General features: G+C 45.9%; 12 protein-coding genes. 10 read left to right on the top strand and 2 right to left on the bottom strand.

Annotation, left to right across the window (positions count from 1 at the left end):
• Window positions 1-77 precede the first annotated feature (77 nt).
• From QUA13_RS07770 to QUA13_RS07735, 8 genes are all read left to right on the top strand, one after another.
• Complete coding sequence (locus QUA13_RS07770) at window positions 78-569, top strand: cadmium resistance transporter (protein ID WP_333197774.1); 492 nt, start codon at window positions 78-80, stop codon at window positions 567-569.
• A gap of 114 nt (window positions 570-683) precedes the next feature.
• Complete coding sequence (locus QUA13_RS07765; protein ID WP_333197772.1) at window positions 684-1,310, top strand: hypothetical protein; 627 nt, start codon at window positions 684-686, stop codon at window positions 1,308-1,310.
• A 213-nt stretch (window positions 1,311-1,523) separates the two neighbouring features.
• A complete protein-coding gene (locus QUA13_RS07760; RefSeq protein WP_333197771.1) occupies window positions 1,524-1,679 on the top strand; it encodes a hypothetical protein in 156 nt (51 codons plus the stop codon).
• Window positions 1,680-2,134: 455 nt separating this feature from the next.
• Window positions 2,135-3,787 (top strand): AarF/ABC1/UbiB kinase family protein, encoded by a 1,653-nt coding sequence (locus QUA13_RS07755; RefSeq protein WP_333197769.1) that lies wholly within the window; start codon window positions 2,135-2,137, stop codon window positions 3,785-3,787.
• A 263-nt stretch (window positions 3,788-4,050) separates the two neighbouring features.
• Window positions 4,051-4,257, top strand: a complete 207-nt coding sequence (locus QUA13_RS07750; protein WP_172190898.1) for a hypothetical protein — start codon at window positions 4,051-4,053, stop codon at window positions 4,255-4,257.
• A 233-nt stretch (window positions 4,258-4,490) separates the two neighbouring features.
• Window positions 4,491-5,525 (top strand): UV DNA damage repair endonuclease UvsE, encoded by a 1,035-nt coding sequence (gene uvsE / locus QUA13_RS07745; protein ID WP_333197768.1) that lies wholly within the window; start codon window positions 4,491-4,493, stop codon window positions 5,523-5,525.
• Between the two features lie 15 nt (window positions 5,526-5,540).
• Window positions 5,541-6,212, top strand: a complete 672-nt coding sequence (locus tag QUA13_RS07740) for an SOS response-associated peptidase (RefSeq protein WP_333197767.1) — start codon at window positions 5,541-5,543, stop codon at window positions 6,210-6,212.
• A 203-nt stretch (window positions 6,213-6,415) separates the two neighbouring features.
• Window positions 6,416-6,802: a VOC family protein gene (locus QUA13_RS07735; protein WP_333197766.1), complete on the top strand. Its 387-nt coding sequence runs from the start codon at window positions 6,416-6,418 to the stop codon at window positions 6,800-6,802.
• 120 nt (window positions 6,803-6,922) lie between these two features.
• Here QUA13_RS07735 and QUA13_RS07730 read toward each other — a convergent pair whose 3' ends face one another.
• Complete coding sequence (locus tag QUA13_RS07730) at window positions 6,923-7,540, bottom strand: CP12 domain-containing protein (RefSeq protein ID WP_172190894.1); 618 nt, start codon at window positions 7,538-7,540, stop codon at window positions 6,923-6,925.
• Between the two features lie 99 nt (window positions 7,541-7,639).
• A complete protein-coding gene (locus QUA13_RS07725; RefSeq protein WP_333197765.1) occupies window positions 7,640-8,008 on the bottom strand; it encodes a hypothetical protein in 369 nt (122 codons plus the stop codon).
• A 27-nt stretch (window positions 8,009-8,035) separates the two neighbouring features.
• Between QUA13_RS07725 and glpX the strand changes: the two genes are divergently transcribed.
• Entirely contained in the window at window positions 8,036-9,073 is a 1,038-nt protein-coding gene (gene glpX / locus QUA13_RS07720) for a class II fructose-bisphosphatase (RefSeq protein ID WP_333197764.1), read from the top strand.
• A 145-nt stretch (window positions 9,074-9,218) separates the two neighbouring features.
• Complete coding sequence (locus tag QUA13_RS07715) at window positions 9,219-10,511, top strand: glutamyl-tRNA reductase (protein ID WP_333192731.1); 1,293 nt, start codon at window positions 9,219-9,221, stop codon at window positions 10,509-10,511.
• Window positions 10,512-10,587 lie beyond the last annotated feature (76 nt).

Genomic DNA, 10,587 nt, shown 5'->3' with positions numbered 1-10,587 from the left:
TGGGAATCTCTCTCTAAATTCACCATAATTTCTACTCAGCTCCTTCTGAGTAAATTTGTGCTTAGTCTAAACTCCAGATTGGAGTCAGCCGCCTGCTAAATCGAGATACAGAGGCGGATGATGAAAATACAGCTACAGATTCGCCTCCATCCACTATCTTTGCTAGTATTTTATCGCCACAAACTTATAGTGTAGCTGCGGTGACATTTGCTAATGGAGGTGATAATGTGGGGATTTATGTCCCGTTGTTTGCCAACTGCACTTGGGATAGCCTGCTAGTGATTCTGAGCGTCTTTTTCTTGCTAGTGGGTGTCTGGTGTTATGTGGCGTATCAACTAACTCGCATGAGCGCGATCGCGACCCTACTTGTCCGCTACGGTAATTCCCTTGTTCCCTTCGTTCTAATGGGTCTGGGTACGCTGATCCTGCTCGATAGCCATACTCTAGAGGATCGCGGTTTAACGGTAGTTACTTTAGCTATCAGTTGCTTGTGGCTGCTGATATTGCTTAAAGACAGTTATCAATCGTTAGAGACTGCACCTCAAGTCGAAAAATTTGAGGTAAACTAGGGTTCAAGTTTCCTCCACTTTGCTGAAGTTGAAAAATAAATAATTTATAACTTCAGCAAAGTGGAGGGGTTTTCTAAGAACAAACTCTGATTTCTTACACAAAGGACAACAAAAATGAGCAAGTTTTTCAAAGTAATTCTGGTGGCTTTAGTGCTTTTCGTAAACTTAGCTGTAGCTCAGCCTTCTTGGGCCGGCAAGGATTTCACAAAGGGGGCTGACTATGCGGAAGTGACACAGGAATTGAATCAACTTTTGTCTGCTCAGAGCGATCCTTCGACTGCGGGTTATACGCCTGAACAGTACCAACAGCGGTTGGCAGAATTGCAAATGCAGAAGTACGTGATCGAAACTGCTAAAAAGCGGGCTCAGTGTCGTAATGAAACCGGGCAAACGCTGGCAGTTTATGCTAATAAGCCCAAAAAATCGCCGACGCAACTTTATTTCCTGGCAGCCGGTGAGATTACAGATGATGATTGGGATTGCGATGGTATTTACTTGCCAGCAGAGACTCAAGCTACTTTAGGCCCGGCGACTGAGCCACTTTCTTTGGCTGAACCGGTTGCTATTAAGGTTGTAGATGGTACGCAGCTAGTTGCTACAACGAATCCAGCAACGGGTGGTATTCAATTGAATGTTGCCCCTGCTAAAGTTTTTAAAGCGGGTGAGACAACTTGGGCCCTGCCCTCGTTTTCTCAGGCCCAGATTAATGCACAAGTTCCTACGCCGCAACTGATTGATTAATCCTTCTTTAGGAACGCTTAATAGTTGGGGACTTGGGAAAAAATAAGGTCCCAAGCCCAATAGAGGAGAGGCAATGCCACCATTGGCGATTGCCTCTCCTCTTTTTTAGATCGCAAAAAAGCCAGAAGATGCTGAGTAATGATCATTCGCGACATTCCTCAATGCAGCCCAAAATTTAACGGGAAGCCGCAAGCGGTCAACTCGGCTGCAAATATGACGTGGAAGGGACTCAAACCAATTGTACATTTGTTAGAAACGACCTATGAAAAAGGGATTAACGTTCTATCTCAGGAACTAGAACAGTACCTCCGCTTCTGGCATCGTTCTGGAATCCTGTCTAAATGGGAGATCGCAATTGTTCCCACTTGATTGGGATTTTATTTAATCGCCAGTCGCTTTCTGGTAAAAATACTTTAGGCTGTTTCTCAATAAACTTATTCCACTCTGCGGAATCGACAGAGGGCAACATCTTTTCAATATATTTTACAACTAGGAGATGCAAAAGTTTTTTTAGCTTTTCTAGACAATCCTGTGCAATTCAATTTGTTTTATTAACTATAAGTAGCACAGGATTTTAGCTACATAAACTAACAACAAATAAGAAAAATATTCATCAGCAACCTGTATCTGATTATCAAATGCTGTAAGAGTGTAAACGATGAGGAGTATGCCAAAGCCAAAAATCGATCGCCCCCACACCCCAAAGTTCTCACGCCCATTCCCACTATTTCCCCTAAGTTATTCCTCAAGACACTGGTCAGCTTGGTTAACAGCGCTATCCTAGTAGTTATATAGCCCTTAAACCCGATCGACCCGGAGGCCCCTTGTTCAGCCTAGTTCAAAACACTTCTCGCAAAGGAGAAATTCTAGAGGTCGTCTTCCGCAACGGTTGGGACTACATGAAAAGCCTCCTAACCGGTCGCAAAACCGACGCACCCAGTCTCCCAACTCCAGCAGTTCTCCGCAATATCCTCGTCGAATTAGGCCCAGTTTTTGTCAAATTGGGGCAATTGCTGAGCACCCGTCCCGACCTTTTACCGGCCAGCTACATCGAAATCCTCTCCACGCTGCAAGCGGAAGTGCCGCCCGTACCGTGGTCGCAAGTAGAAGCAATCGTCCGCCAGGAACTCACACAATCTCTCGAAAATACCTTCGCCAAATTTAACACTGAAGCCGTCGCCGCAGGTTCGATCGCCCAAACCCACAAAGCTACTTTAAAAGACGGCCGCGAAGTCGCCCTCAAAGTTCAGCGCCCCGGTATTGATATTGTCATCGAACAAGATATCGCCGTACTCCGAGGTTTGGCAGAACTTGTCATGCTCACAGACTTCGGTCAACAATACGATATTGTCGCCTTAGCAGAAGAATTTGCGATCGCCCTGCGTGCAGAACTCGACTTCATTCAAGAAGCCAGCTACACAGACGAACTGCGCCGCAATTTATCTAAAAGTCGCTGGTTTGACCCCACACAAGTTGTCTTACCAGAAATTAACTGGGAGTTAACTACAAAAAAACTCTTAGTAATGGAGTGGCTGAACGGAGTCCCAATTTTGTTAGGCGATTTGCAAGGAATTCGCCACAAAGGAGATGTAAATGCCGAACGCGAAGAAATTACAACGCTGCTTTGCCGCGTTTTCTTCCAGCAGTTGTACATCGACGGATTCTTTCACGCAGACCCGCATCCCGGCAATTTATTTTATCTCAAAGATGGCCGGATAGCCCTGCTAGACTGCGGCATGGTCGGCAGATTAGACCCGCGCACTCAGCAAAATTTGACAGAAATGTTGCTGTCAATTGTCGATTTAGATGCTCAGCGCTGCGCTCAATTAACTTTGGAAATGGCAGAATTTGCTCAGCCGACAAGTTTAGTTAATCTAGAGAACGATTTAGCTCGAATGCTCCGCAAGTATTACAATGTGAGCTTGTCGCAAATGAACTTGTCGGAAATTTTTTATGAGGTGCTGGAAATCACCCGCAAAAATAAAATTCGGCTGCCCAGCAATCTCGGTTTGTATGCAAAAACTCTAGCTAATTTGGAAGGACTGGCGCGCTCTTTTAATCCCCGGTTTAATATTGTAGAGCAGGTCAAACCGCTGATGACCGATATGTTTCGGCGTCAGTTATTAGGAGACGATCCGATCCAAGCTTTGTTGAGAACAGCCCTGGATCTGAAAAGCTTATCTTTGCAATCTCCGCGACAGGTGGAAGTGCTTTTAGACCGGGTTACTTCGGAAACTTTGAAGTGGAACTTGACACTAAAAGAACTCGATCCGCTGCGCCGCACTCTGGGGGATTCTGCGAACCGACTTTCTTTTAGTATTGTTGTGGGTTCGCTGATTGTAGGGGCTGCAATTATTTCTTCTAACGCGCAAACTTCTCAGCTATCTTTTCTGAGCACTGGTTTGTTTGGGGCGGCGAGTTTTTTGGGTTTTTGGTTGATTATTAGCATTCTCAGGTCAGGGCGTTTGCGCAGTTGATTGGAAAGGGGAAATGAGGAAAATTAGGAGATATAGCTATCCTTTCGGAAAACGCGCAACTGGCTTTTTTTGTGAACGACGAACCGCAAAGACTTTCTTGACGGCTATGTTGAGAAGAGAAGAGAAAGATTTCACAATTGAGGCGAGGAGTGCTATAGCATCCTCAACAGTTAAGCAACATCTCTGACTTAAGATAGGCGATCGCCCGCAGCAGCTAAGTCTAAGCTAGAAATTGTTCCATAAACCTAATTGAGGAAAAAAAGATGAGCAGCGGTCACGCCAGCCATAAAGGTTCTTCCACAAAACCCAATACCAACACTAACGGTCAAATAACATCCCCTGACGACCAACCCGCTGACCCGCTAAATCAAGAAACATCCGGTTATCCGTTCCATAACGAAGCAATGGAAAATCCTGTTGCCACCGCGCGGCCCGACGAAGAGGCTGAGTCTGGCGAAGAACAGCAATAGTTATATCGATTAAATTGGCATCGATATGCTATCTGCGACGCGGTTGATTAGAGGTTTGATAAAAATTAGGTTTCTACTAATTACATCTTGCACTTCCAGAGTCCGCCAGCGATTTCAATCTCTGCCGGACTCTTTAGGCAGGTTTAGCAGTACCTCACAGCTTCACGACAAAGGACTAAAGTCCTTACGACAAAACTATTTAACCTAAAATTCAAGTTAGGAATTATTGATAAATGAGCGGGATTAACCAAGTATTGGAAAAGGACAAATTGCCGGAATTTGGGTTAGTCTGCATTACAACATCCGATGCAGTTCGCTTTCGCACTGTCACGCGGAAGCGACTTTTACAGCTTTCGGAAATTGAACAAGAAACAGTATTGCGCGAGCTTTATACAGACAATTTAAAACGACTTGACAAAGCGATCGACTTCTGTTCCGTTAATCACATTAAGCTCTACCGCATGACTTCTGCACTGTTCCCTTTTGCAGATACAGATTTGGGGGAAGCAGTGCTACAGTCCATGATTGAGGAATTGCGGAAGACGGGCGATCGCGCTTTGTCTTTGGGCATCCGTTTGGTACTCCACCCGGATCAATTTGTCGTCCTCAGTTCCGACAAGCTTTCTGTGGTTGAAAACAGCATTAAAATTCTTGCGACTCATGCTTTAATTTTAGATATGTTGGGACAGCCCCGATCGCCCCAGGCACTGATGAACATTCACGGCGGCAAGAGCGATCGCACTTCGCAACTCAAATCAGTCATCCGCGACTTGCCAGAATCCATTCGATCGCGCTTAACCTTTGAAAATGACGAATACGCTTACAGTTCCTCGGAAATTTTAGAAGTTTGTCTCGATACCGGCGTACCAATGGTTTTTGACGCCCACCACCACGTCATTCACGAACATTTAGAAACTTACGACGACCCCAGCGTTCCCGAAATGCTCGCAGCAGCCCGCACAACTTGGTCTGTTCCTGAATGGCAATTAGTGCACATATCGAATGGCAGAGAATTTTTTGCCGACCCGCGCCACAGCGATTTAATTACAGAAATGCCTAATTGCTATTATCAGGCTCCTTGGATTGAAGTAGAAGCTAAATTTAAAGAGTTAGCTATTGAAAAGTTGCGCGCCGAATGGTTGTCTGCGAATGTTCCACAATTTAGCAATGTCTCTGAGGGCGCGTTTGACAAACCATCTTTGCTTAACACCAATAATCTCGAAAACCCGCCCCGCCCAACGGTAAATCGCAATCTACCTTTTTGTTAATACCAATTATAAATTATGTGCGGACGATACACTTTAACTACTTCAGGTCAAATCATAGCCGAATTCTTCAAACTCTCGGCAGTTCCCGACATCAAACCTCGATACAATATCGCCCCAACTCAATCAGTTGCCACAGTAACAGTTGAACCAGAAAAAATTCAGCGACAGTTCCAATTTATGCGCTGGGGTTTGATTCCCAGTTGGGCAAAAGACATCAAAATAGGCAGCCGCATGATTAACGCACGATCGGAAACTGTAGCCGAAAAACCTGCTTTTCGCAGCGCCATCAAGCACAGGCGATGTTTGATAGTCGCTGACGGCTTCTACGAATGGCAGCAGCAGGGAAAGAACAAACAGCCTTACTATTTTCAAAAGGCAGACGGCGAACCTTTTGCTTTTGCCGGTTTGTGGGAAAATTGGGAATCTCCAGAAGCAGAAAACATTGTATCTTGCACTATAATTACTACCGCTGCTAACGAAACAGTGCAGCCGATGCACGATCGAATGCCGGTGATTCTCTCCGACAGCGATTGGGAACAGTGGCTAGATCCTTCTGTTAAAAATGCTCAGGAAGTTTTGCCGCTGTTAAAGCCGTATGCTCCCGAAGCCATGAAAGCAAAGGCGGTGAGTGCGATCGTCAACAGTCCAACTAAAGACAGTCCAGAGTGCATTCAACCAATAGAATAAATCTATAATTAAGCACCGCCTGCTGTAAAACCAGGCAAATAAACTTGCTTTCACTATAATCATTGGAAGTGACAAAACCGAGCTAGTGTGAGTTATAATCTAAGATGATTTTTGAGTTGTAGCTTTGGTTCAATCAGCCACAGTTTAACTCACTGGTTATTTTCTCAAAGACTTTTCTTCATCTTAAAATCAGGGAAAAAAATATGATCGGATACGTTACACTCGGTACCAACGATATTGAAAGTGCAGCCAAGTTTTATGATGTTTTGCTTGCTGAAATTGGCGCTCGACGATTTATGGAATTCGGCGGATTTATCGCATGGAGCGTTTCTCCCGATCGACCAGCACTTGCTATTACAAAACCCTTTGATGGTAACACAGCAACTGTTGGCAATGGAGTAATGATAGCTCTTCAAGTTGACAGTCCAGAAAAAGTCAACTTAGTTTATAACAAAGCGATCGAACTTGGGGCTAAGGATGAAGGATCTGCGGGACCAAGAGGCGTGTTGCCGGGGTTCTATGCGGGATATTTTCGGGATCTTGATGGGAATAAGCTCAACGTGTTTTGTATGACTGAGCCAAACACTTAAGATTTTTATTTTTCGTGAGGCTGGCCGAAAACCAGCTATTTCCGATTGTTAGCTATTAGTTATCAATCTTTAAATAAGAGTTGATAACTAATAGCTAATTACTAATGACTAATAACTAAATTAACTCTCGTACATCCGCGCTTCAGCCGCCTCGGGATTTTCCTCGCAATACTCGTCAAAAGCCGTTTTCTCAAGCTTCATCGATCGCTGGTGAGAAGCCTCAGCCTGCATTTCCTCTACAATATCCCACGCTACCGCGCACTCTCTAGAGGTAGCGCCTTTCTCGGCACAGATAGTTCTGGCATCCCCGATCGCCCGTTCGATTTCTTCCTCAAATAAAACACTTTTCGGCTTCTCGACAAAATCGCTTTTTGTCAAGATATCCGTTACTGAAATAATGCCCAGCAGTTTGTCTTTAATCACCGGAGCTCGGCGGATTCGGGTATTGGCGAACAACCTCGCCACGTATTCCACGCCCAAGTCGGGATTCACCGTGATGCACGGTTTGGTCATAATCTCGAAGACGCGGACTTTCTGCGGGTCTACTCCGTAGGCTGTTACTTTGTAAACAATATCCGTTTCCGTGACAATGCCGTAGGCGTCTTGTTCGTGGCGGCGTTCCACAATTAACGCGCGCAAACACAGTTCGTTCATCATCGCCACTGCTTCAGCTACAGTTGCCGAACCGCGAATGGTAACAACATCTGTGGTCATAATATCTTGGGCTTTCATCATCATTTTTTATTGCTTCCTGCTTATAAAGTCTAGTGCGTCCCGATTTGGGGCTGTCCTTTTGATTTGTCATCCATCATGAGGACTGACCCTCAAAAACCCGGTTTATACTAAAATATTGGGTTTAGTAACGATCGATTCGGTCAGCAACCGGGTTCCTGAGGAATCTTGCGATCGCAAACTAATCATAAAACCTTTAACGGCACTCGGGATGACAAGTTGCCTGAAACCGCCGATCGATCCCCCGGAACCTCCGGAAACCCGCGAGTTCCCGCTCAGACTGGGCCAGCGTGCGATCCCCCAAGCAAGAGTGAAGTATGGGGGCGATCGCTCCTTGAGCTTGTTTGACTCAGATTTTCCAGCCCCAGGCTCAAAGAAGCAAAAGTTAACACAAACTAACCAACTGCTTGCGCTCGCACAGATCCCCGCCTCTGATAAACTTGATTGCTGGGAGTGCAAAAGAGCACAAGGCACGCATCAGAAGTTGAGAGGATCTAGTTCGTGGACAATGTAATCGGTTTAGAGATTATCGAAGTAGTTGAGCAGGCAGCAATCGCTTCCGCTCGCTTGATGGGCAAAGGCGAAAAAGATGAAGCCGACAGAGTGGCTGTAGAAGCCATGCGGGAGCGCATGAACAAAATTCATATGCGCGGTCGCATCGTGATCGGCGAAGGCGAACGCGATGACGCACCCATGCTTTACATCGGCGAACAAGTAGGTATTTGTACCCGCGAAGATGCCAAAGAAATCTGCAACCTAGATGAATTGATCGAAATTGACATCGCTGTTGACCCCTGCGAAGGTACTAACCTAGTTGCTTACGGTCAAAACGGTTCGATGGCAGTTTTGGCAATATCTGAAAAAGGTGGTTTGTTTGCTGCTCCCGATTTCTACATGAACAAATTGGCTGCTCCTGCTGCTGCTAGGAATCATGTAGATATTCGCAAGACGCCAACCCAAAACCTCCATATTATCTCTGATTGCCTCGGCCGCAGTATTGAAGATTTGGTGGTGGTCGTGATGGATCGCGATCGGCACAAAGGTTTAATTAATGAAATTCGGCAAGCGGGTGCAAGAGTTCGGCTGATCAGCGACGGCGACGTTTCGGCAGCGATTTCTTGCGCGTTTTCTGGTTCCAACATCCACGCACTTATGGGTATTGGCGCAGCACCCGAAGGTGTGATTTCCGCAGCAGCAATGCGCTGCTTGGGCGGTCACTTCCAAGGGCAGTTAATTTACGATCCGGCTGTTGTCAAAACTGGTTTGATCGGTGAAAGCAAAGAAAGCAATATTGCCCGCCTGAAAGAGATGGGCATCACAGACCCAGACAAGATTTACAATGCTGAAGAGCTGGCATCTGGAGAAACAGTTCTGTTTGCAGCTTGCGGGATTACCCCCGGAACGCTGATGGATGGAGTTCGCTTCTTTGGCGGCGGCGCTCGCACTGAAAGTTTGGTAATTTCTTCTCAGTCGAAAACAGCTCGGTTTGTGGATACAATCCATATGTTTGACCAGCCGAAATCTTTGCAATTGAATTAGTGATTAGTTAGTTGTTAACAGTTAAATGTTAACAATTAACAGTTAACTGTTAACAGTCACCGATGATCAGCAATTAGCGATAAACTAATAACTAATAGCAGGTGACTGTTAACAACTAAGAAAGAAATAGTGACAAATCACAGATATGAATATTGCAGTCGTAGGTCTCAGCCACAAAACAGCGCCGGTTGAAGTTCGCGAAAAACTGAGCATTCCAGAACAGAAAGTTGAAGCGGCGATCGCCCAATTGCGCGGCTACCCGCACATTCAAGAGGTTGCCATCCTCAGCACTTGCAACCGCTTAGAAATTTATATCGTTACCAGCGAGTCGGAGCCTGGTGTGCGAGAGGTTATTCAGTTCCTTTCCGAATGCAGTAAAGTTCCTTTGCCGTCTTTGCGCCCTCACCTGTTTATTTTGCTGCACGAAGATGCGGTGATGCACTTGATGCGAGTCGCTTCTGGGCTAGACAGTTTGGTGCTCGGAGAAGGACAAATTTTGGCTCAGGTGAAACAAACTCACAAACTCGCCCAGCAGTACAAAGGTGTAGGCAGAATTTTAGAGCGCTTGTTCAAGCAAGCTCTCACAGCAGGGAAGCGAGTTCGCACGGAAACTAGCATCGGTACCGGTGCAGTTTCGATCAGTTCGGCGGCGGCAGAATTGGCTCAAATGAAGGGTCAGCATTTAGGAAGCAGCAAAATTGCGATTATCGGTGCTGGCAAAATGTCGCGGCTTTTGGTGCAGCATTTGCTCTCAAAAGGAGCTAGCCATATTTCGATCGTCAACCGCTCTGTGCGGGGCGCCCTGGAGTTGGCCGGCCAGTTTAAAGATGCTGAATTGCACCTGTATCAGCTCTCAGAAATGATGCAGGTAATTGCCGGTTCCGACTTGGTTTTCACCAGTACGGCAGCTACCGATCCCCTGTTAAATAAAGCTAAATTGGAAGCTGCTTTAGACCCAAATCGCCCTTTGATGTTGGTGGATATTTCTGTGCCGCGCAACGTTGACTCGGATGCGAACGAACTCGCTAATGTGCGATCGTTTAATGTGGACGACTTGAAAGCAGTGGTAGCTCAAAATCACGAAACCCGCCGCAAAATGGCAATGGAAGCTCAGGGCTTGCTGGAACAGGAAGTAGAGGCTTTCGATCTCTGGTGGCGCAGTCTGGAAACAGTTCCTACAATTAGCTGTTTGCGGGATAAGATAGAATTGATTCGGGAACAAGAGTTAGAAAAAGCTTTATCGCGTCTTGGTTCGGAATTTTCGGAGAAACATCAAGATGTGATTGAATCTTTAACAAGGGGGATTGTGAATAAGATTTTGCACGATCCGATGGTACAGTTGCGCGCTCAGCAGGATATTGAGGCGCGGCGGCAAGCGATGCAAACTTTGCAAACACTGTTTAATTTGGATGTGGATGTCAATCAGCAGTACAGCTAGTTTGTCATTAGTCATCGGTCATTAGTCATTAGTTCAGTTGACAGGAAAGCAGTTAGCCGTTGACTGGAAAGCAGAA

It is taken from the genome of Microcoleus sp. S28C3 (assembly GCF_036700785.1).
In the GTDB taxonomy this organism is placed as follows: domain Bacteria; phylum Cyanobacteriota; class Cyanobacteriia; order Cyanobacteriales; family Microcoleaceae; genus Microcoleus; species Microcoleus asticus.
The sequence above is the reverse complement of the archived record's forward strand: the minus strand, read 5'-3'. Positions and strand labels throughout refer to the sequence as shown.

Coding starts and splice junctions, on each gene's coding strand:
- QUA13_RS07765 (WP_333197772.1), top strand. CDS start 684: ATGAGCAAGTTTTTCAAAGTAATTCTGGTGGCTTTAGTGCTTTTCGTA.
- QUA13_RS07760 (WP_333197771.1), top strand. CDS start 1,524: ATGACGTGGAAGGGACTCAAACCAATTGTACATTTGTTAGAAACGACC.
- QUA13_RS07750 (WP_172190898.1), top strand. CDS start 4,051: ATGAGCAGCGGTCACGCCAGCCATAAAGGTTCTTCCACAAAACCCAAT.
- uvsE (WP_333197768.1), top strand. CDS start 4,491: ATGAGCGGGATTAACCAAGTATTGGAAAAGGACAAATTGCCGGAATTT.
- QUA13_RS07740 (WP_333197767.1), top strand. CDS start 5,541: ATGTGCGGACGATACACTTTAACTACTTCAGGTCAAATCATAGCCGAA.
- QUA13_RS07735 (WP_333197766.1), top strand. CDS start 6,416: ATGATCGGATACGTTACACTCGGTACCAACGATATTGAAAGTGCAGCC.
- QUA13_RS07730 (WP_172190894.1), bottom strand. CDS start 7,540: ATGATGATGAAAGCCCAAGATATTATGACCACAGATGTTGTTACCATT.
- QUA13_RS07715 (WP_333192731.1), top strand. CDS start 9,219: ATGAATATTGCAGTCGTAGGTCTCAGCCACAAAACAGCGCCGGTTGAA.